This is a genomic window from Pedobacter sp. MC2016-15 (assembly GCF_026239695.1).
Classification (GTDB): Bacteria; Bacteroidota; Bacteroidia; order Sphingobacteriales; family Sphingobacteriaceae; genus Pedobacter.
In genome coordinates, this window is the sequence record NZ_JAPIVS010000005.1 from 128,389 (window position 1) to 149,820 (window position 21,432).

The window sequence follows — 21,432 nt, forward strand, 5'->3', positions numbered from 1 at the left end:
AGGATATAGCTTTATATCACCATCAGGTTTACTCCTTTTGGCTCTGGATATATTGTGCTTAATGTTCACTAACAAAACCTCTAAAAAATGGAAACTACAACAATTGATGCAGGTTACCAAGTACAGAATTATGCCACGGACGACCATCTGTCGCCTCAGGTACGTGAATTTCTCAAAGGATTAAATTCCGGTGGCCCCACGGTCGAGTCGCTGCCCCCGCTCGAAGCGCGGAAGGTATTGGAAGGTGCACAGGCCAGTGTTACGTTCGACTATTCCGCAGTAACAGAATCTGAAAAAACGATTACTGCCGATGGCTTCGATATCGTGCTGAATATCATGCGCCCTAAAGATGCGAAGGGCGTATTGCCTGTCTTCATCTTTATTCATGGCGGCGGCTGGATCCTCGGTGATTACCCTACACACAGGCGAATGGTGCTTGATCTGGTCAATAACTCAGGCCTCTGCGGTGTCTTTATTAATTACACCCGTACTCCCGATGCGGCTTTCCCGAGAGCAATTGAGGAAATTTATGCTGCTACAAAATGGGTAGCAGAGCATGGTGCTGAGATTGAGGTAGATGGCTCACGTCTCGGCGTAATCGGTAACAGTGTAGGGGGGAACATGACGGCGGTAACCTGCCTGAAGGCGAAGGAGAAAGGTGGACCGGACATCAAAGCTGCAGTAATGATGTGGCCGATTGTGGATGCTGATTTTACTACAGCGTCGTACCAGAAATATGGTGCCGACAGGTTCCTGACTACCCCGCTGATGAAATGGATGTATGATATGTATATCCCGGAACCACAAAATCGTTCCGATATCTATGCCTCTCCGTTACAAGCTACTGTTGAACAGCTCAAAGGTCTGCCGCCAACGCTGATCCAGGTGGCTGAGAACGACGTGCTCTGCGATGAAGGTGAAGCCTACGGCCGGAAGCTGCTGGAGGCGGGGGTTGAAGCTACTACAGTCCGCTACAATGGTGTGATCCATGATTTTGGCCTGCTCAACGGTCTTGCCCATATCCCGCAAACCAAAGATCTGTTTATACAGGCAGCAGCACAACTATCTAAGTACCTCAAATAGGTTAGTATAAAAACAGGTGTGTTTTAAATGCCCTCATCAAAAATGATTGAGGGCATTTTTATGTTTTAAAAGCTTAAATCTACTTTTTGAAAGGCTGTATTTTTGACCATGTTAAACTGTGCAATAACCATTCAAAGGGACCTGATTTGAAATGCCGGAGCCATATCGTGCTAAAAAGCAGCTGAAAGATCCAGATAAAAACAAGTACTTCATAAATCTGGTACCGTTCAATATTGCCAAACCATCCAAAGGCAAGAAATATCCCCGGTGTAATCAGGCCCTGCAGGAGATAGGTACTCAATGACATTTTTCCCAGTGGGATGAAGAGATCAAAAAGCGCTGTCAGTGATGGTATCTTGTAGAGCAATAGAAGCAGACTCAGATAAGCCATCGTTTGCGCAATGCGTCTGATCTGGTAGAGATCTGCAAAGCTTCCTTTGGCAATCTCAATTTCGTTGAACCTGGATACATATCTCAGATTCAAATCGAAAAATGCAATCAGCAATGCAATCGTAAGACCTGCTACAGCAATGGTCACATATATTCGGGTGGGGGCAAGTCCCAGTATAAAACCATTTTTGCAGAGGGCCATGCCGATCAGGAAGAGTGGTAGGATATCCCACCATGCATAATAGCCACTTATAGGATAGTCCCTTTCAAACTCCCAGCAGTAAGCCACCAGCGCAGGGTAGCTGGCCTGTGTGAGAAATTCGACTTCCTTTTTTGCATCGCTGGCTATAGTTCTTTCATCATGCTGTTCCCGGAACTGTAACCAGATATCCAGATCTTTTTTTTGCGTTATGCTGAGCGCTTTTCCTGCACTGTACTGACGTTCGAGCTGTTCTCCCTTGCTGATGAACTCCTTCTTTTGACGGAGAATTGATGTTTCGTGAAAAACTCCGTAAAGTAGCATCAGGGAAGCCGCAAAAATTAAAATCCTGGCAGAAAGATTCCGTATGGGATAGAGTACCAGAGCGAAGAGGGCATAGGCACAGAGAATATCTCCCGGCCACAGGAAGACGTAAGCGTTGATAAACCCAAATACAAACAACCAAAACAATCGCTTGTAATAAATCAGGGCGGGGTTTTGTACATTGTTCCGGCTCGAAAAACGTTGCATGAACAGCAGGAAGCTGGCACCAAAAACTAAAGAAAGCAAGCCGCGCATGGGCCCCTCAAACAAGCCCATCTCTACTACCCAGCTCAGCAGGTTTGCTCCTGTGATGGATTGTTCCAGATTCATACTTTTCCAGTAAACCGTTGGCTGCGCCTGGCTCAGTACATTGGTGATGGTAATCCCAAGAACTGCCATGCCTCTTAAGACATCGATGAAATTTATTCTGTTTCCGGATGATGCAACTGGCGGATAGGGTAAATTTGTAGCTGACATTTTCTATGCTGTGTATAAAGCAAATGTAGAGGGCAGAAACATGGTTCTAAATCCCCTTTATCGGTGAAAATATTCTGGATGCATAGATATCAGTATATATCAATATCAGTAGCTTTTCTGCTAAAAGGAAACAGCATCCAATTTTATTTTTTTTATTCTTTTATAAAAAATAAAGCAGAAATTCGAATCAATAATGCATTGATAATCATGCTGAAATCGCTCCCGAAAAGAAAGACTACATGGCTGAATTATCTGGATAAGTTAAAGGATAATCCGGGCCAGGAACTGAAAATGCAGCTCATCCATTTTCAGGGATTCTTCAGGATCAACCGCTTCGCTAATTCGTTTTTCAAACACTGTACGCCTTTTGTATATCTGCTGGATTACAGGAGGAGCGAATACATCAGGATGTCTGAAAGTTTTGCAGGTTATCCCTCAAAAGCTTTTGTCAATGGCGGTATCGGACATATGCTCGATATCTATCATCCGGACCATCTCAAATTATTTGATGAAGACATTTTTCCGGAGAGACTGCGTATTTTATCAGCTATCTCAGCAGCTGATCACAGCAATTATCTTTTTACGTATAACCTGTGCCTGCGCAATGATAAAGGGAAGTACGAGAATTTCCTGCAGCGCAATTGCTTCTTTTCGGATTCTCTGGGCAACCCGCTGCTGAGCATGGGCATACTCACACCCCTGAATGATCACAGGGTAGGAACAAGGATCGTACAGACGGTAGACCGTATCAGCATGAACGGGTTGGTAGAACAACGGGTGATCGACCGGGCTGTCTTTCACCTGAATGATGAAGATAAGCTATTCTCCAAGCGGGAGAAGGAGATTCTTCAGTGGATGGCTGACGGCTTCAGCAGCAAGATGATCGCCGGAAAGCTCCACATCAGTGAACATACGGTCAACAATCACCGGCGGAGTATGCAGGACAAAAGTAATATGCCAAATGCAATTGCTCTGGTCAGTTTTGCGATCAGAAAAGAGATTATTTAATAGCAAAAGATATATAAAGTAATTTTCTAATTTCTAGGATTATAGACATTTCATGACTATTTTAGACGCTATAAATCACCCTAACCGTTTTCTGCTATTGCGCTCCATTTTATCCGTCATATACAAGCATTTAAGATTTTTCGAGGAGTTGCTAAATTCCCTTTCTGTTGCCGTACTGCTGCTTGTAATCATGTATTTCTGGTCTAACCTGCCATTGAACTTTATCATGGAGGAAACCTTCACGAAGTTCACCGTGAAAGTTGCCGATAAACTCGACCGACGCTCTTCAGCACCATATGGAATGGATGATGTGATGTTTATCAATGTGTCGCACAGCAGTGCCATTGTAGATGACCCGGAAGGTACACATGTGATTGCCGACAGGCGAAAGCTGGATACGCTGATGCAGGTTCTGCACAGGTACAGCAGCCCGGAACAGATCATTGTGTGCGACCTGTATTTTGATATCCCATCGGCAAATGATTATAAACTGCAGTCCTCAATGTCGCAGTTGCCCAATCTGCTTTCGGCCGTAAAAACAAATTGGTATGGCGAAATCACCCCTAACATCCTTCGTGCAGGCACCAGTGGTACCACTGGTTTCAGACCCCCGCGGGTACCATTTATGATCTTTTCCAACTCGATGGTGAAGTTCCACCTCACGGACCACAATTGTGTGAAGACTATTCCTGTGCAGATGTATGAGCGGGTAAACAAACAAAAGGCCTCATGTCTTGGAGATGCTTTGCAGATTGGGGGCGACTGGTTTTTTAATACGATTCTGATCAATGAAGAACTCAGCCGCGGCATACCCAAAGCTGTATATGAAGATCAGGTGGTAACGATACAAAATGTGATTAATGGGGTCAGGGAAAACAACGAAGAGTATGTTTCGCATCTTAAAAAGAGCAAATTTATTATGATCGGCAGTTATGACACTGATATCCATCATACCACCTTTGGGGATAAGCCGGGTACAATGATACTTTTTGATATCTTTTTATCATTGCAGCAAAAGGAAAATGCCATCACTGCGGGCTGGTTGCTGCTCACAGTAACCTTCCTCACCATGCTGATCTATAACCGTTATTACCACTTCAATTTCCTGAAAAAATATATGATCTGGCTGGATGAAAGAACTACCGTCCTGGGCTTCAAAGCCCTGCCGGCGATCGACTGGATTCTTTTTTACCTGATGATCTTGTGTTCCGCGGTGTTCTTCCATGTCTATCTCGAAGCCGTTGCCGGGATTTTTTTCCTCGCCGTATTTGCATGGACACGTATTTACATGAAAGCACGTTATGTGAAGCTGCAGCAATTCAAAAGAAGTGGCAGAAGATGGAGTGCGAGGGCACTGTTCAGTTTTCTGTTTATTAAACCCGGATTTAAGAACTAAAAGCGATAACATTTATAGATGTAGCAGAGGGTTTCTGATCTTTGGATCATAAATGTTTGAGAAAAAGCAAACAAATGGAGAATAATCCTTGTTTACAGTTTTAGTTTAACCATTAGACAAGGCTCCTCCAGTTTGATTGCTAGTTTACAGCTAGTTCAAGATCTTTTTACGCTCTCATTCCTATATGTATTCGTGATTTCTCCCGCGGCATTAAGCATTTATTTCGCGTAAATGGGTTTTGCAACAAAGATGCAGAAGTTGTACTGGCATCCTCCTTGTCAACCCTGAATGGTGAAACACGCAAAATAAATCGTTTTCCGTTTAAATTTTGCAATAAAATATCGCTGCTCTTATGATTACCAAGGTTAGAAAAATTCCGATACTCAGATATGCTTTGATAGTTTCCCTGATAGTGGTACTATTTATCAGCGCTTTCTACCTGTATATTTATTACAGAAGGGCTGAGAACGTTCGGTACAATGTCCATCAGATGATTTTGGCACGTGAAAGTGCCTCTATGATTGACAATTGCCTGATCAGTCTGTACAGCGCGGAAAATAACAGCAGGCTCTATAGTCTCACTTCAGATATCAAATATTTCAATCAGTTTTCTGCGGATATCAAATTTGTAGACCAGATCATCATCCAACTGAACCTGAAAGGTCAGCCCGTACAGGCCGACAGTAACCTCAAACATCTCATCATTGAGAAAACGGAGAAAACAACTGATTATACAAAACTCAAGTTATTATCTGATAGTCTGCTGGGCTCTGCCGGAAAGCTCAATATCATCATGGATCAGGCAGCAGCGGTTCCGGTGAAAGTTCCGGTGGTAAGAAAATATGTGAGCACGGTAAAGATTGATACCATCAAATCAAAGCCCAAACCCAAAAAGAAGTTCTTTAAACGTTTGCTTGATTCCTTCTCTTCAAAAAAATCCGATGAGGAATCACAGCAGGCACAGTTGCGTTCGCGTACTATCGTCAGGAAGAGAATAGCTACCAAGGTGGAGAGCACGACGATCATTCCCCGGGAGGCTACCGCTGCACGCAGACATTTCCAGGAAATTTCTGAGGCAAACAATCAGCTCAAAGACTCGGAAAAAGAAATTTTAAAGATCAATACGAGCCTGATCAACCAGATTATCAGTCACCTTAAAGCCTACAAACTCGCTGAAGAACAGTATATCGCCGATGGCAAAACCGAACTGAACAACAGTCTGCGTGATGTGATTTTCAGATTTAAAAGTTTATCAGGGGTCACCTTCATCTGTCTGATCGCGATGGTGATTGTGATCTTATATAATATCTGGAAGATCTTCAGAAATGAAGAGGAAATTATCAGTTACAGCCAGGATGCCGAACAATATGCGCAGTCTAAAAGTGCCTTCCTCGCAAGCATGAGTCACGAAATCCGCACACCGCTCAACTCAGTAATCGGCTTTTCCGAACAACTGGGCCAGAGTCAGCTCAATGAAACACAGCGGGAGCAACTTCAGGCCATCAGCAGTTCTTCACGCCTGCTGCTGGATGTGGTAAACGAAATCCTGGATTTCTCCAAATTCGAAACGGGGAAGATGAGTTTTGACAGTGCAGCATTCATGCCTCAGCACACGCTGGAAGAGGTATTTATCAGCTTGAGACCTCAGGCGGAAAGCAAAGGCATAAAAATAGAAAAAGAGCTGGACCTCGATGTGGATACTTGTTTCACGGGTGATGCTTTCAGGCTGAAACAGGTGGTACTTAACCTGATGAGTAATGCCATTAAGTTTACCACTGATGGAAAGGTTACGCTCAGAGCCCATGTCAGCAAAGGTCAGCAAGGTATGAAAGTGCTGCATGTTTCTGTTAAAGATAGCGGCCTGGGTATCAGCAAGGAGAATATTCCCTTAATTTTCGGAGAGTTTGCACAGATTGATTCTGCCCAGAAGCAGGCTTCACAGAAAGGTACCGGACTGGGGCTGGCGATCTCCAAAAAAATTGTCGAGCTGCAGGGTGGTTCCATTTCGGTGACGAGTGAGCTGAAGAAAGGTTCGGTTTTTAGTTTTCAGATTCCTTTTGAAACGGCAGACTTGTCCGCCTGCAAGAAAAAGAGCATACCGGACAACTTCCTGGCAGAGGAAATTTTACTGGGCAAACATATCCTGGTGGCTGAAGACAACCGCCTAAATGTATTGCTGTTAAGTACGATCCTGAAAAAATGGAAGGTTACCTACGATATCGCTGAAGATGGTGTACAGGCTTTATCGCTCTTTGCATCCCGCGACTATGACCTGGTGCTTACCGATATTGAAATGCCGGAAATGGGTGGGGTAGAGCTGGCCCGTAAAATCAGGAATTACGACCACATCGGCAAATCTCTGACACCTGTACTGGCACTGACAGCGAATGCTTTGAAAGAAGACCGCGACAATTACATGAAAGCAGGGATGAATGGTGTGATCCTGAAACCCTTTTCGGAACAGAATCTTCTGGATACGATTACTGATGCATTGAAAGATCCCTTGCTGGAAACGGAAAAGCTGTAAAGACAAAAACCTTTTCTGGCTTTCAGGGCTTTATTAGATAAATCTTTCATCATGAGTTTATCAAAGTATAATGCCAAGCGCGATTTTAATAAAACGGCAGAACCCAAAGCCGGAAAAAGCAAGGACAAAAATTCTTTGCTCTTTGTGATCCAAAAGCACGATGCCTCACGTTTACATTACGATTTCAGACTGGAGATGGATGGCGTGCTCAAAAGCTGGGCCGTGCCAAAAGGGCCTTCTACAGATCCGAAGATGAAGCGACTGGCCATGATGGTGGAGGATCATCCCTATGACTACCGTAGTTTTGAAGGCATTATTCCCAAAGGGGAATATGGTGGGGGCACAGTGATCGTCTGGGATGAAGGAACATACGAGCCTTTAGAAGAAATCAAGGGGAAGAAAGCCCAGGAAAAACATCTGCTGAAGCAGCTGGAATCAGGTTCGCTGAAGATTAAACTTCATGGCAAAAAGCTCGAAGGGGAGTTTGCCTTTGTCAAAACAAAGGGGATGGGCGAAAATGCCTGGCTGCTGATCAAGCATAATGATGAGTTTGCATCAAAGAAAGATATCACTAAACAGGGAGATTCCGTATTAACGGGGAAAACAATAGAAGAGGTGGAGAAGAGCAGTAATGCAGTCTGGAAAGACGGGCATGAGGAGAAAATCAATAAAAAGACAGCACCCGCTGCTGCAAAGAAGAAAGCGGCTCCGGCAAAAAAAAAAGCAGTATCGAAAAAAAATCCTGATGCTGAACAGCCTGCAGATACTGCTGCAGCATTAAAGAAAATAAAAAAATCCAATATCCCGATAGGCATGAAGCCGATGCTGGCCACGCTTGCCTCTGAGCCATTTGATGACCCGGGCTGGACCTACGAAGTGAAATGGGACGGTTATCGTGCGCTGGCCTTTGTGAAAAAAGGCGATGTACAGTTATTGTCGCGCAACAACAAGAGTTTTAATGATAAATTTTACCCGATTTATGACCTGCTGAAAACCTGGAAGCTCAACGCCGTGTTTGACGGAGAGATCCTGGTGCTGAATGAAAAGGGGATTTCCAACTTCGGCGATCTCCAGAACTGGCGCAGTGAGGCGGATGGCGACCTGGTGTTTTATGTGTTCGACCTGCTCTGGTATGAAGGCAAAAGCCTGATGGAGCTGCCTTTGTCGCAACGTCAATCCATACTGAAAGAGGTACTTCCGATTGATGATGACAGCGTCCGGCTGAGTAAGGTTTTTGAAGCCAGTGGTATAGAGTTTTTCGAAGCCGCAAAAAAAATGGGACTTGAGGGGATCATGGCTAAGAAAACTGACAGTCTTTATGCTGCCGATTCACGTTCCAGGGAATGGCTGAAGATAAAAATTAATAAACGCCAGGAAGTGGTTATCGCAGGTTTTACAAAAAATGAAGATACTTCTAAAAAGTTCAGTTCATTGCTGCTGGGGGTATACGAAAAGGGTAAGCTGCAATATGTGGGAAAGGTAGGAACTGGCTTTTCTGATGCACTGCAAAAAGAAATGATCGCACAGTTTAAGCCGCTGATTGTAGATAAGAGTCCTTTTGAAACGCTGCCTGATGTAAACAAACCTTCAAGATTCCGTCCCAACCCTCCAAAGGCGCAGGCCACATGGCTGAAGCCAGAACTGGTATGTGAGGTTGCTTACACAGAAATAACCAGTGATGGTGTGTTCCGCCATCCTTCATTTCAGGGTATGAGGATCGACAAAAATCCCAAAGAAGTGACCAGGGAAAAGGCGGTCCCTACAGTTGAAGTGGTTGAGGAAGTGGAGGCAGGATTTGAAGATGCTGCAGATGATATGGTAAAGCCTGCAAAAGATAAGAATAAGAAAACGCTGCTCAATCCCACAGATGAAACCCAGGTGAGGAAGGTAAAGGGACATGAGCTCAAGTTTACACATCTGAGCAAAATCTACTGGCCGGAAGATAAGGTGTCCAAGCGTGATATGTTCAATTACTATTATCAGATCGCTGAATATATGATTCCATATATCAAAGACCGGCCGATGTCACTGAACCGCTTTCCCAATGGCATCCATGGGGCTAGCTTTTATCAGAAAGATGTGAAAGGTAAGGCGCCCGACTGGGCAAAGACTTTTCCCTATACCAATGGGGAGGGAGAAAAGAAAGAGTATCTGGTGGGGACGGATGAGGCAAGCCTGCTCTGGATGGCCTCTTTGGGCTGTATAGAGATGAACCCCTGGTTCAGCCGCGTGCAATCAGAAGACAACCCGGATTACTGCGTGATTGATCTTGATCCTGATAAAAACACTTTTGATGAGGTGATAGTAGCAGCCCTTGAAGTAAAGAAAGTGCTGGATGCATTGGATGTGCCCAGCTTTTGCAAAACCTCGGGCTCCACGGGAATGCATATCTATATTCCGATGGGAGCTAAGTACAATTATGATCAGTCACAGTTGTTTGCCAAAATCATTGTGAATCTCGTGCATGAGCAGTTACCGGATTTTACAACACTGGAACGGACAATTGCAAACCGGCATGGAAAAATGTACCTGGATTTCCTGCAAAACCGCCCCGGGGCTACTATCGCCGGCCCTTACTCCTTACGCCCGAAAGTTGGTGCCACGGTATCGATGCCACTGCATTGGGATGAAGTTAAAAAGGGATTGAAAATGAAAGATTTTACGATACACAACGCTGTGGAGCGGGTAAGAGCCGAAGGGGATCTTTTTAAAGGGGTATTGGGAAAAGGAATTGATCTGGAGAAAACGATCAAAAAGTCTAAAAGTATCTTTGGATAAATGATAATTTTGATAAAAAAATGTCTGACCTGAATATCAAAAGATATTGAGGTCAGACATTTTCGTAAGCCTCACTAATAAGTAGGCTCGTCATAAATCCTTCTTTCTGCAATGAAATCGTCCTTCATGCGTTTGGCTTCATCAGCCCATTTAGGCGCATTTTCCTTCAGATCATCAACAAGTGATTTGCCATTGATATCCTTTTTGGTAACGTACTTAATTGCGCCATAAACTGCTGCGCCAATTATTGCTGTCTTTAACAATCCCATAGTTATATCGTTTTGTGATTTAGTGAATAACAGTATAACGCTGAAAATGTTCAGTTTATTTCTTTAACTTCTTTACAAGCATGTTAAAGTCGTATCCAAACACAGGAACGCGCTTCCACTTTCCTTCTTTAAATTCATAGGAGCCGCCATTGAAAACTCCAATGGCAAAACCCGGGTTAGGGCCGCTCAGGGTTTCCAACCATTCTATCGTCACCAGCAGATCTTTTTTAACCTCGATATGAAAAGGTTCAAGATCTACGCTCACGCGGTTTTTACCTGTTGGTATTGCACCGATAATATCCTTTTTTACATAATTTTCACCAGAGAGGATACCATTAAATTCATATACATTTACCTTGAATTTCAGACTTTCTTTACTCCTGTTATCAACTCCAAAAGAAAGGTTAATTAATTCTACAGGTTTGCTTCCGGCGCTCATTTTGATTCCCAGCTGATTGCCCTTGATCACACTGATAGTACTATTGGAAGAGCCGTTTCTCGCCTTATTGCCAATGACTTTGGTTTTTTCCTGAGCATGGAGGACACCGGCAGAGAGGAATAGAATTAAGAAAGAACAGAAGAGTGGTTTTAATACTGAGTTAGTTTTGATCATTTGGTTTGAGCTTTATGTTGAGTTTTGTTAAGATGACGATATCATGTGGATAAAGGTTGCAAAGAAATTACGAAATGTCAATACTAAATCACTTAATAACGATATATCGTGAGATAATGTGACATGTTACCGGCGTAATCAATTGATAATTAGTTGATTAATGATATGGCACAAAACTTGTCTTTAGAGTTATCAAATTATATCTTATGAATTGCCTCATCGTTGACGATAACCCCATTGCCAGGGCAACCTTGTGCGAACTGGCTTCACAATTGCAAACCATCAGCATCTGTGCCGAGTGCGCCAATGCGATGGATGCTTTCAATTACCTGCAGGAAAAACCAGTCGACCTGATCTTTCTGGACATTGAAATGCCTGGTATGAGCGGACTGGAATTGATCCGCAACCTTGGTCAGCTTCAGCCTGTCATCATCTTCACAACTTCCAAGAAAGATTATGCCGTTGAAGCTTTTGAACTCGATGTTGCCGACTACCTCGTGAAGCCATTGCGACCGGCGAGGTTTATCCAGGCCATCAACAGGGCAAATGAGATTCTGGCTTCCAAAAAAATGGAATCCAGACCCGGCAGCGATGAATATATTTTTATCAGAGATACCAATGTAGTGAGGCGATTGAAACTGGATGATATACTTTTTGCAGAAGCTATGGGCGACTATGTGAAATTATATACACAGGAGAAGCTGTATGCCATTCACACCAAACTTAAAACCGTTGAAGAGCGATTGCCCTCCTGTAACTTCCTGAGAGTGCACCGTTCCTATATCGTTGCACTTAATAAGATCGATGCTTTCCAGGACGGGGCCTTAAAAATTGGCAGTAAATTTCTGCCCGTGACGGACACCTACAGAAAGATATTAAATGAGCGTATGAATATACTTTAACTTTTCCCCTGTATGACCAAGTACCTGGATAAAATGAACCTTAAACAGTTTATTGCACTGATCACCATCCTGTTTGTGACAGTTATAATATTACTTGCCCTGGTTCAGTACCAATCATCCGCCAACATCTTAATTCTTCTGCTTATCATGCTGATCAGCGCTACCCAGTACTGGTTAACTATTGTCCGTCTCAAGCGAAAAAACAAATTGATAGCATTGCTGGATGCCTCGGAGAAGAAGTCGATCAAGGCCGCTTTGATCAAGGAGAACTTTATGGCCAACATGAGCCACGAAATCCGTACGCCCCTAAACGCGATCCTCGGTTTTACCAATCTGCTCAGCATGCGCAAGCTGGAAGCCGAACCTAAAGAATTTGTACATTCTATCCAGAAGGCGGGAGAAAACCTGCTGGCTATTATCAATGATATCCTGGACCTCTCCAAAATTGAGGCAGGCATGATGCGTATAGAAAAAACTCCCTTTAGTGTGAGGGGGCTCTTTCATTCCGTAAAAACGTTGTTTTGCGAACGCATCAGGGAAAAGCGGCTGGAAATTAAACTGGAGATTGATGAAGATGTGCCGGATACGCTGATCGGGGATGCTACACGGCTTACACAGATCCTGGTCAACCTGATCGGCAATGCCGTAAAGTTCACAGAAAAGGGCTTTGTATTGGTCAGGGTATATAACCTGAAGATTAATCAGGACCGAATTGAACTGGGATGTTCGGTCTGCGATACAGGCATCGGTATATCAAAAGATAAGATAGGAGGGATATTCGAACGCTTTCACCAGGCAGAAGAATCTACCACACGCAATTATGGTGGCACCGGCCTCGGACTGGCGATCGTCAAGGACCTGCTGTTGTTATTAAATGGCAGTATAGAGGTGGAGAGTGCCCCCGGAAAAGGAACCGCCTTTCATTTCTCCATTCCCTATGTCGTGTCATCATCACAGGTAAACGAGACTGAACCTGCAGCAGAATTTGTACTGGAAAGTTATCCTACAGGCATCATCAATCTGCTGGTGGTTGATGATAATCAGATGAACCAGAATCTGATGAGATATCTGCTGAAAGGCTGGAACTTATCTTTTGATATTGCAGGAAATGGCTTGCAGGCACTGGCATTGTTAAATGAGAAGAAGTACGATGTAGTATTAATGGATATCCAGATGCCCGGCATGGATGGTTATGCCACTACCCAGCGTATCCGGACGCAGCTCAGGCTGGATGTTCCGATTATTGCCATGACTGCTCATGCATTGGCCGGGGAGCGCGAAAAATGCCTGAGCTTTGGAATGAACGACTACCTGTCGAAACCGATCAATGAGCGGCAGTTGTACAGTTATATTTCAAAATTTGCGGCATTGCATCAGGAAAATAAAATTGTTGATCCCGTTCAGGCAGCGCCGGAGGTGGTTTATGCGTATATCGATCTGAGCTACATGAAAGAGATCAGCAAAGGAAACATTCAGTATGAACTACAGGTGACGGCCCAGTTCCTGGAACTGATACCAAAAGCTATTGCAGGTATTGATGAAGCAGTGCTGAATCATCATCCCGCTGCAATCAGAGCGATTGCCCATGAGCTGAAAACCAGTATTTCCATTATGGGCATGACCGATGAGATGGAGCTGATCCTGGATCAGCTGGAGTACAGCGAGGGGGAGCAGCAAATGGTGATGAACATCAGCCTGCTCAAAAAGTACTGTAGCCTGGCTCTGAAAGAAGCAGCGCATTATTACGATTTGTTAAAACATAAAAACTCTGAATTATGATCGTTACCCCAAAAAAACACAGAAGCCCGGAGCAGCGTGTCACGCTGATCACGATGTGGCTTGCAGCTGCCGGCGCGGTAATTCTGCAGCTCTTCAGTTTGATGTACTAAGTAAATTATGTAAAAACTGATCATAATTATGTAATCTGAACAGCAGCTCAACGCGTATTTTTGCTGTATCAATTAGATCATTATGAAAATATTAGTTTTAGCATTGGCCCTTGTAACGGGCATATTTACACAAACTGTATCCGCACAGGAAAACCATAAAGAATCACTGCTCAGCGCATATTATGGTATCAAGAACGCATTGGTGAACGCTGATTCAGCTTCCGCATCTGCAAAAGCCGGAGAATTGATGAGTCAGCTTAAAGCTGCAGAAATCAGGGAAAATAAAGAAAATCTGCTTTCAGCTGCGGCTAAGATTGCCGAAAATAAGGATCTTGTGAAGCAAAGAGAGGCTTTCGCAGGTCTGTCTGCAGACTTTTTTAAACTCGCACAGACCGCAAAACTATCAGCACAACCTGTCTACTATCAATATTGCCCGATGAAGAAAAGCTACTGGCTTTCAGCAAGCAAGGATATCAAAAATCCATATTATGGCAAGCAGATGCTGACCTGCGGCAGGGTAGAAGAGACGATCGAATAAGCATTCCAGCAGATTCAAAAATAAAATTAAAAAAAAATAGTTATTTTCTGAACACCATTCAGTATGTTTGCACTGTACATTTTCATATAGGGATTTGCTGCAAACATACATGGGAATATCTGAAAGAAAAGAACGCGAAAAACTGGACAAGAAACAGCTGATCAGATCTGCTGCCATGAAGATGTTCCTGGAGGATGGGTATGCAAAAACTTCCATCCGTAAAATCGCTGATGCTATTGAATACAGTCCGGGTACCATCTATTTGTATTACAAAGACAAGGATGAGTTACTTTATGATGTGCAGCATGATGCCTTCAATCAACTGCTCGAAGCTTTCAAAACCAAGGCTAAACACAAGGATCCTGTGAAAAGGCTGATGCAGATCGGACAGACCTACGTGTCTTTCGGGCTGCAGAACCCTGAACTGTACGACCTCATGTTTATCATCCGCGCACCTACCAATGTAGATGAGGAATTGCATAAAGATAATGGAGAGCCTACCTTTGATTATCTGGTAGACTGTCTGAAAGAGTGTATCGATAAGGATCTGCTAAGGATGAATGATGTGCAGTTATGTGCATTGCAAACCTGGTCGGTGGCTCATGGACTGGTTTCGCTCGATCTCCGCTGCCGCCTGAAAGTGATGTCTGCCGATATAGATAAATCCAAAGTATTAAACAGTGCGATTGAATCTTACGTAAAACTATTGATAAAATAGTTTTTTTTGTAACATTACTGAACACTGTTTAGTCTATATACAGAGTTAATAAAAATCAATGAAAATAGAAGAAATTACCCCTTTTTTTGCCTTAATACTAAACACTGTTTATTATGTACACATCATTTATTAAAGTATCCCTGTTGCTGCTTGGCATCTCCGGCCTTGCTGCCCCCGCTGCCTCGGGGCAGTCGGCCCCCGGCCAGCTGGACGGCTACATCGCCACTGCTTTTGCCAGCAACCAGGGATTAAAACAGCAGCAGTTTGATCTGGATAAGTCGCTGGCTGCATTGAAAGAGGCCCAGGCCATGTATCTGCCCACCGTAAGTGTACTGGGCAGCTATACAAAATCTTCGGGCGGACGAACCATTGACGTGCCCCTTGGAGATCTGCTCAACCCTGCCTACACGGCACTGAACCAGCTGACGGGAGCTAGCTTTCCACAGCTGCAGAATGAAGCTTTCCTGCTGAATCCCGACAATTTCTATGACGCGAAAGTGCGTACCTCATTGCCACTGATCAATGCAGAGATCCGGTACAACAAGCTCATTAAACAGGAGATGATCAGCAGTCAGCAGGCCGCAGTAAATGTCTACAAGAGGGCATTGGTTAAGGACATCAAAACTGCCTACTACCGCTATTACCAGGCACTGCAGGGAGTAGGGGTGTACAACAGTGCCCTGCTGCTGATCAAAGAAAATATCCGCGTCAACGAAAGCATGCTGCGTAATGGATTGCGTAACGGAACTGCCCTGCTGCGCTCACAAACAGAGCAGGAAAAAACTACTGCTGCACTCGTACAGGCACAGCGTAACACACAAAACGCGCGTTCCTATTTCAATTTCCTTCTCAACCGCCCCTTAACTGATACGATCTATACGGAGAACGTTGTGAAAGATGTCCTGCTAAACGATCCTGATACTTTGGCAGGAGTGAAGGGACGTGAAGAGCTCAAACAGCTGGAAAGCATCAGGCAGGTGTATACCCTGAATGAGAAGATGCAGAAATCCGGGTTTATCCCAAAACTAAACACCTTCATCGATCTGGGCTCACAGGGTTTCGACTGGAATGTGAACAGCAAAACCCGCTACTACCTCTGGGGTGTCAACCTGCAATGGGATGTATTTACCGGAGGACAACGCAAGTACCGCGCACAGCAGTCGCGCGCCAATGTAAATGCCGCTGCGGCACAGCTCGACCAGACCCAGCAGTCGCTGCTACTGCAACTGGAGCAGTCGTACAACAACTACCAGTCGGCCAGAGTGGCCTACAAAAGCGCTGGTTCTCAACTCAGCTTCGCCCTCAAATATTACAACGACCAGCTCAAGGCTTACCGCGCCGGGCAGCTGCTGTACCTGGAACTGATTGACGCCGAGAATCAGCTCACCGGGGCAAGGCTCCAGCTGGCAGATGCCCAGGCAAACCTGCAAATCACTTTAGCCGAGCTGGAACGCGGTCAGGCTACTTATCCAATCCATAACCCAAACTAATATTCTTATGAAAAATCTGATATACTTAAGCCTTGCGCTGTGCCTGCCACTGCTCAATTCCTGCAGCGGTCCTGCAGAGTCTGCAAACACCATCTCCGATACTATTCCTGTACAGGTAATGGTGCTGCAGCAACAAAATAACCGCAGTTCTATGGCTGTCTCCGGACAGTTTACTACTGATGATGAGGTCATGCTTTCCTTTAAAACAGGTGGCATCATCAGCAGCCTGCATGTGAAAGAAGGCGACCGTGTTAAGAAGGGGCAGTTGCTGGCAACGCTCAATCCTACAGAGATCAATGCGCAGGTTCAGCAGGCAAAACTTTCTGTTGAGAAAGCACAACGCGATTATCAGCGCAGCCAGAACCTGTACAAAGATAGCGTAGCTACGCTGGAACAATTGCAGAACAGCAAGACCATGCTGCAGCAAAGTCAGGAGCAACTGCGGATGGCTACTTTTAACCGTCAGTACTCAGAGATCCATGCGCCGGAGGATGGCTTTATCCTGAGTAAACTTGCCAATGCCGGACAACAGGTTACTGCCGGCACACCGATCCTGAAGACCAATGGTGCAGCCTCGGGAAAATGGATGCTGAGAGTAGGGATCAGCGACTATGAATGGGCTACGCTGCAGCTGAACGATAAAGCGGAGATCCAGACTTCTTCCTTACCGGGCCAAATCTTTGAAGGGCGCCTCAGCAGGAAATCGGAGGGTGTTGATGCTGCTACAGGAACCTTTTCTGCCGATATTGTTTTCAGTGGTAAAAAACCTGATGCGATCGCTGCCGGGATGTTCGGAAAAGCCATCATCAAACCCTCAGCACTGAGCACAGGCAGCAGCAGCTGGCAAATTCCTTACGAAGCCCTGCTGGACGGAAATGGTAGCAACGGGTATGTATTTGTGACGAACGACCGCAAAACTGCGAAAAAGCTCAAAGTGACAATAGGTGCTATTGATAAAAACACCGTCACCATCACGCATGGTCTCGAAGATGCCACTGCATTAATTATTTCCGGATCAGCTTACCTGACCGATCAAAGTCCCATTACTGTCAAATCATCTAAAACTGCTGCCCAATGAAGATCTCAGATTACGCCGTAAAAAACGGCCAGTTTACCCTGGTGATTTTTGTGATGATCATCGTATTGGGGATCACCACCATGCTCAATATCCCGCGCTCAGAAGACCCGGAGATGCATGCCCCGTTCTTCTCGGTAATCATCAGCTATCCCGGCACCAGTCCCAGGGATATTGAAGACCGTGTGGTTACACCGCTGGAGAAAACCATATCCGGTTTAGATGACGTGAAGAGGCTGCGTACCAATATAGCCAATGGTGTAGCCGTAATCCGTGTGGAATATGATTACAGCAGTAACGTAGATTCCAAATACCAGGAGATCGTCCGTGAGGTAAACAGCAAGCGGCCGGAGCTGCCTGCAGATATTGCCGCTATAGAAATCCAGAAGCAGCAGCCTTCAGATGTGAATGTGATGCAGGTGGCACTGGTGTCAGAAAATGCGGCACGCAGCAAGCTGCAGCATTACGCGGAAAGGCTGCAGGATGAGCTCGAAAAAGTTCCTTCACTGAAGCAGGTCAACATTTTTGGGTTACCCGGGCAGCAGGTACGGGTAGAGCTTGACCTGGAGAAAATGGCACAGATGCACCTGCCGGTGAGTGCCATCGTCAACAGTCTGCAAAGCGAGATGGCCAGCATCCCTGGAGGAAGTATTGATGCCGGTAAAAAGACCTTCAATGTGAAGTCGAACGATTACAGAACGCTGGATGCCGTAAATAATACCATCGTTTATTCTGCCGGTGGTAAGAATATAGCGCTGAAAAACATTGCCCGTGTATATTATGGCTATGGTGAGGAGCAGTATATCGCCCGCCTGAACGGCCACCGCTGCGTATTTGTGGTGGCTGCCCAGAAGGAAAAAGAGAACATCAGCAAAACACAGCTGGCCTACAAGGAGGTGCTGGCAAAATTTAAAAAGCAGCTGCCTTCAAATATCGAACTGACACAGAATTTTGATCAGGCAGATAATGTGAACAGGCGACTGACGGGTCTGGGCCATGATTTTATCATCGCTATCCTGCTGGTGGCTGTTACACTGCTTCCGCTGGGTTTCCGTCCGGCACTGATCGTGATGATATCTATCCCACTGTCGCTGGCCATCGGCATCGTCTTACTGCAGTTGTTTGGCTTTAACCTGAACCAGCTGAGCATCGTCGGACTGGTCGTAGCACTCGGCTTGCTGGTAGATGACAGCATTGTGGTGGTGGAGAATATCGAGCGCTGGATGCTCGAAGGGCATAGCAGGCTGGAGGCCACCCTCAAAGCCACCAAACAGATCGGTATGGCCGTTGTGGGCTGTACAGTGGTGCTGATCATCGCCTTTATGCCGCTGGTATTTTTACCTGAAGGTTCAGGAGATTTTATCAGATGTTTGCCGCTGGCAGTAATTTTCTGCGTGCTGGCTTCGATGTTTGTCTCCCTGACCATCATTCCATTTTTATCCAGTCGCCTTCTGAAGAACCATGTTGGCAACCCTGAGGGTAATTTCCTGATGAGGGGATTAAAAAGGATGATCCATGGCAGCTATGCGCAATTACTCGATAAAGCACTGAAAAGGCCATGGCTGACAATTGGTGTTGCGGCAGTACTTTTTTCAGGATCAATTTATCTCTTTGGAGTAATCGGGTTCAGCTTGTTCCCCGCTTCAGAGAAACCACAGTTCCTGATCAATATCACCACTCCCAGCCAGTCGAACCTGCCATATACGGATACCATCACGAGGGCGATAGAGAAGGAGCTGAAAAAGGAGCCTCTGATCAAATATTATGCAGCCAACGTAGGAAAAGGAAACCCGCGTATCTACTATAATGTCATCCCTGAGAATAACCGCGACGATTTTGCACAGCTCTTTGTGCAGCTCGATGAAGATACCAAACCGGATGAAAAACTGGCGCTGATCCAGAAACTGCAGCATCGCTGGGCGCACTATCCCGGGGCAAAAGTAGAAGTGAAGAACTTTGAACAGGGACCTCCGGTAATTGCTCCGGTAGAAGTACGGCTGTTTGGCGAAAACCTGGATACCTTGCGTACGCTGTCGCTAAAGGTAGAGCAGATGCTCCAGAAAACTCCCGGGACGATGTATATCAACAACCCCGTGAAGCTGCTCAAAAGCGATATCCGCATTGCAGTAAATAAGGATAAAGCACAGCAATTGGGTGTTTCCTCGGTGAATATCGACCAGATTGCAAGGCTTGCTGTAGTGGGACTCAATATGGGAACGTATTACAACAATGATAATAAATATGGATATACGGTGCTGCTCACGCGAATGAAGGAAGGGCGACCAAACCTGGATGCTTTTCGCAACCTCTATGTAAATAATGCGCAGGGGAATGCCCTGCCACTGAGCCAGCTGGCAGAGCTGAAGCTGGAAGCCTCACCTGCGCTCATCAACCACCAGGAGAAAAAACGCGTGGTATCTGTACAGGCCAATCTGCGTGAAGGGTACCTGGCCAGCCGTGTGATTCCGGATGTGATCAGTAAAATGGATAAAATGAAGCTGCCTGACGGCTATAGCTATGAAATGGGCGGAGAACTGGAATCTCAAAACAATTCCTTTGGCGGTTTCATGAGCATTATCCTGGTGACGGTATTTATGTTTATCGCTGTCCTTGTGCTGCTGTTCAAGACTTTCAAAAGTACGCTGATCATTCTGTCTGTGATACCTTTAGGTATTGTAGGCGCTGCAGTAGCACTTTGGATCACAGGAAACTCACTATCGTTTATTGCTGTCGTGGGACTGATTGCGCTGGCAGGGATAGAGGTGAAGAACACGATTTTGCTTGTAGATTTTACCAACCAGCTGCGTAAACAGGGCATGAGCCTGCAGGATGCGATCCGAGAAGCTGGGGAAGTGAGGTTTTTACCCATTGTACTTACTTCGCTGACAGCAATCGGAGGATTGATTCCCATCGCAGTATCTACCAACCCGCTCATCGCCCCGCTGGCCATCGTACTGATCGGCGGCCTGATTAGTTCTACCTTGTTATCAAGGATTGTGACACCGATTATTTATGAGCTGATACCGCCTGCGGTAACGCCTGATGAATAGCTGCTTAACCGCCCGGATAGAAGTCCGGGCGGTTAAATTATGATTGCTGACTTTGAGTCGACTGGCGTAAAACATCTTCTGCTTTTCTGAGATTGATGCGCATTTCTATGTTATCCATCACGATATGGGCCATATGTTGCAGCATATCCTTTTCTTTATCCGTAAATTTTCTCTTTTCGAAGCCCATTACGCAGATTGTGCCAATGCAAAATCCGTCGTGGGTAATGAGCGGGGCGCCTGCATAGAATTTAAACCCAATTTCTGCTGCAAGCATTGAATTGGAAAGGAAACAGGGATCTGCACATGGCAGGGTTTCAAATACGGTAACCTCTTTACTCAGGATCGCCAGGGAGCATAAACTGGAACCTCGCGGTGTGAAACTCTGGGCACCCTCGATGTCCATACTGGTTTTAACGAATACCTCTTCGGTATCTACGAAGTTGATGAGCGCAATCGGAACATTAAAAAAAAGGGCAGCCAGATTGGAAATATTATCAAAAGATTTTTCAGGAGCAGTACCTATAATATGATAACGTCTCAGCGCTTCTACACGCTGCTGGTCATTTTCAGGAATTGTCATGTTTCCGAGATTTGTTTCCATGGAACTCAGTTTGCATTTCAGCTGGATTGCTGATTTCATATATGTGTGTCAACATATATACGGGAAAACTACACAAACCAGATGAAAACCATAACAATCATTTCA

Annotated in this window: 16 protein-coding genes; 12 read left to right on the forward strand and 4 right to left on the reverse strand. The window is 45.2% G+C overall.

Annotated elements, in window-relative coordinates:
- Positions 1-87 precede the first annotated feature (87 nt).
- Positions 88-1,083 carry an alpha/beta hydrolase gene (locus OQY15_RS15795; RefSeq protein ID WP_265792798.1) on the forward strand — a complete coding sequence of 332 codons (996 nt, stop codon included), beginning with the start codon at positions 88-90 and terminating at the stop codon, positions 1,081-1,083.
- A 79-nt stretch (positions 1,084-1,162) separates the two neighbouring features.
- Here OQY15_RS15795 and OQY15_RS15800 read toward each other — a convergent pair whose 3' ends face one another.
- On the reverse strand, positions 1,163-2,473 hold the full coding sequence (locus OQY15_RS15800) for a DUF418 domain-containing protein (RefSeq protein WP_265792799.1): 1,311 nt from the start codon (positions 2,471-2,473) through the stop codon (positions 1,163-1,165).
- A gap of 207 nt (positions 2,474-2,680) precedes the next feature.
- On the opposite strand from OQY15_RS15800, the gene OQY15_RS15805 reads away from it, so the two are divergent.
- The 4 genes from OQY15_RS15805 to ligD all read left to right on the forward strand — a co-directional run bounded on the left by OQY15_RS15805 (position 2,681) and on the right by ligD (position 10,182).
- Complete coding sequence (locus OQY15_RS15805) at positions 2,681-3,481, forward strand: helix-turn-helix domain-containing protein (protein WP_265792800.1); 801 nt, start codon at positions 2,681-2,683, stop codon at positions 3,479-3,481.
- Between the two features lie 52 nt (positions 3,482-3,533).
- Positions 3,534-4,877 carry a hypothetical protein gene (locus OQY15_RS15810; protein WP_265792801.1) on the forward strand — a complete coding sequence of 448 codons (1,344 nt, stop codon included), beginning with the start codon at positions 3,534-3,536 and terminating at the stop codon, positions 4,875-4,877.
- Positions 4,878-5,229: 352 nt separating this feature from the next.
- On the forward strand, positions 5,230-7,404 hold the full coding sequence (locus OQY15_RS15815; RefSeq protein WP_265792802.1) for an ATP-binding protein: 2,175 nt from the start codon (positions 5,230-5,232) through the stop codon (positions 7,402-7,404).
- Between the two features lie 51 nt (positions 7,405-7,455).
- Positions 7,456-10,182 (forward strand): DNA ligase D, encoded by a 2,727-nt coding sequence (ligD, locus tag OQY15_RS15820; protein WP_265792803.1) that lies wholly within the window; start codon positions 7,456-7,458, stop codon positions 10,180-10,182.
- 74 nt (positions 10,183-10,256) lie between these two features.
- Here ligD and OQY15_RS15825 read toward each other — a convergent pair whose 3' ends face one another.
- Both OQY15_RS15825 and OQY15_RS15830 read right to left on the reverse strand, forming a co-directional pair.
- On the reverse strand, positions 10,257-10,451 hold the full coding sequence (locus OQY15_RS15825; RefSeq protein WP_265792804.1) for a YtxH domain-containing protein: 195 nt from the start codon (positions 10,449-10,451) through the stop codon (positions 10,257-10,259).
- 55 nt (positions 10,452-10,506) lie between these two features.
- A complete protein-coding gene (locus OQY15_RS15830) occupies positions 10,507-11,064 on the reverse strand; it encodes a hypothetical protein (protein ID WP_265792805.1) in 558 nt (185 codons plus the stop codon).
- A gap of 206 nt (positions 11,065-11,270) precedes the next feature.
- Between OQY15_RS15830 and OQY15_RS15835 the strand changes: the two genes are divergently transcribed.
- The 7 genes from OQY15_RS15835 (at position 11,271) to OQY15_RS15865 (ending at position 20,726) form a co-directional block, all read left to right on the forward strand.
- Positions 11,271-11,966, forward strand: coding sequence for a LytTR family DNA-binding domain-containing protein (locus OQY15_RS15835; protein ID WP_265792806.1), 696 nt, complete (start codon positions 11,271-11,273; stop codon positions 11,964-11,966).
- A gap of 12 nt (positions 11,967-11,978) precedes the next feature.
- Positions 11,979-13,745: a response regulator gene (locus OQY15_RS15840; RefSeq protein ID WP_265792807.1), complete on the forward strand. Its 1,767-nt coding sequence runs from the start codon at positions 11,979-11,981 to the stop codon at positions 13,743-13,745.
- Positions 13,746-13,937: 192 nt separating this feature from the next.
- Positions 13,938-14,393: a DUF3347 domain-containing protein gene (locus tag OQY15_RS15845; RefSeq protein WP_265792808.1), complete on the forward strand. Its 456-nt coding sequence runs from the start codon at positions 13,938-13,940 to the stop codon at positions 14,391-14,393.
- Positions 14,394-14,502: 109 nt separating this feature from the next.
- Complete coding sequence (locus OQY15_RS15850) at positions 14,503-15,111, forward strand: TetR/AcrR family transcriptional regulator (RefSeq protein WP_265792809.1); 609 nt, start codon at positions 14,503-14,505, stop codon at positions 15,109-15,111.
- Between the two features lie 113 nt (positions 15,112-15,224).
- Positions 15,225-16,601, forward strand: a complete 1,377-nt coding sequence (locus tag OQY15_RS15855; RefSeq protein WP_265792810.1) for a TolC family protein — start codon at positions 15,225-15,227, stop codon at positions 16,599-16,601.
- Between the two features lie 7 nt (positions 16,602-16,608).
- A complete protein-coding gene (locus OQY15_RS15860) occupies positions 16,609-17,679 on the forward strand; it encodes an efflux RND transporter periplasmic adaptor subunit (RefSeq protein WP_265792812.1) in 1,071 nt (356 codons plus the stop codon).
- Complete coding sequence (locus tag OQY15_RS15865) at positions 17,676-20,726, forward strand: efflux RND transporter permease subunit (RefSeq protein ID WP_265792813.1); 3,051 nt, start codon at positions 17,676-17,678, stop codon at positions 20,724-20,726. The genes OQY15_RS15860 and OQY15_RS15865 overlap by 4 nt, the downstream gene beginning before the upstream one ends.
- 37 nt (positions 20,727-20,763) lie before the next feature.
- Here the strand turns inward: OQY15_RS15865 and OQY15_RS15870 are convergent, their stop codons facing one another.
- A complete protein-coding gene (locus OQY15_RS15870) occupies positions 20,764-21,327 on the reverse strand; it encodes a GAF domain-containing protein (protein ID WP_265792814.1) in 564 nt (187 codons plus the stop codon).
- Positions 21,328-21,432 lie beyond the last annotated feature (105 nt).

Excerpts from the sequence above, each read along its gene's own strand:
- OQY15_RS15870 (WP_265792814.1), bottom strand. The coding sequence starts at position 21,327 with ATGGAAACAAATCTCGGAAACATGACAATTCCTGAAAATGACCAGCAG.
- OQY15_RS15860 (WP_265792812.1), top strand. The coding sequence starts at position 16,609 with ATGAAAAATCTGATATACTTAAGCCTTGCGCTGTGCCTGCCACTGCTC.
- OQY15_RS15805 (WP_265792800.1), top strand. The coding sequence starts at position 2,681 with ATGCTGAAATCGCTCCCGAAAAGAAAGACTACATGGCTGAATTATCTG.
- OQY15_RS15845 (WP_265792808.1), top strand. The coding sequence starts at position 13,938 with ATGAAAATATTAGTTTTAGCATTGGCCCTTGTAACGGGCATATTTACA.
- ligD (WP_265792803.1), top strand. The coding sequence starts at position 7,456 with ATGAGTTTATCAAAGTATAATGCCAAGCGCGATTTTAATAAAACGGCA.
- OQY15_RS15795 (WP_265792798.1), top strand. The coding sequence starts at position 88 with ATGGAAACTACAACAATTGATGCAGGTTACCAAGTACAGAATTATGCC.
- OQY15_RS15825 (WP_265792804.1), bottom strand. The coding sequence starts at position 10,451 with ATGGGATTGTTAAAGACAGCAATAATTGGCGCAGCAGTTTATGGCGCA.
- OQY15_RS15810 (WP_265792801.1), top strand. The coding sequence starts at position 3,534 with ATGACTATTTTAGACGCTATAAATCACCCTAACCGTTTTCTGCTATTG.
- OQY15_RS15800 (WP_265792799.1), bottom strand. The coding sequence starts at position 2,473 with ATGTCAGCTACAAATTTACCCTATCCGCCAGTTGCATCATCCGGAAAC.
- OQY15_RS15840 (WP_265792807.1), top strand. The coding sequence starts at position 11,979 with ATGACCAAGTACCTGGATAAAATGAACCTTAAACAGTTTATTGCACTG.
- OQY15_RS15865 (WP_265792813.1), top strand. The coding sequence starts at position 17,676 with ATGAAGATCTCAGATTACGCCGTAAAAAACGGCCAGTTTACCCTGGTG.
- OQY15_RS15850 (WP_265792809.1), top strand. The coding sequence starts at position 14,503 with ATGGGAATATCTGAAAGAAAAGAACGCGAAAAACTGGACAAGAAACAG.
- OQY15_RS15830 (WP_265792805.1), bottom strand. The coding sequence starts at position 11,064 with ATGATCAAAACTAACTCAGTATTAAAACCACTCTTCTGTTCTTTCTTA.
- OQY15_RS15835 (WP_265792806.1), top strand. The coding sequence starts at position 11,271 with ATGAATTGCCTCATCGTTGACGATAACCCCATTGCCAGGGCAACCTTG.
- OQY15_RS15855 (WP_265792810.1), top strand. The coding sequence starts at position 15,225 with ATGTACACATCATTTATTAAAGTATCCCTGTTGCTGCTTGGCATCTCC.
- OQY15_RS15815 (WP_265792802.1), top strand. The coding sequence starts at position 5,230 with ATGATTACCAAGGTTAGAAAAATTCCGATACTCAGATATGCTTTGATA.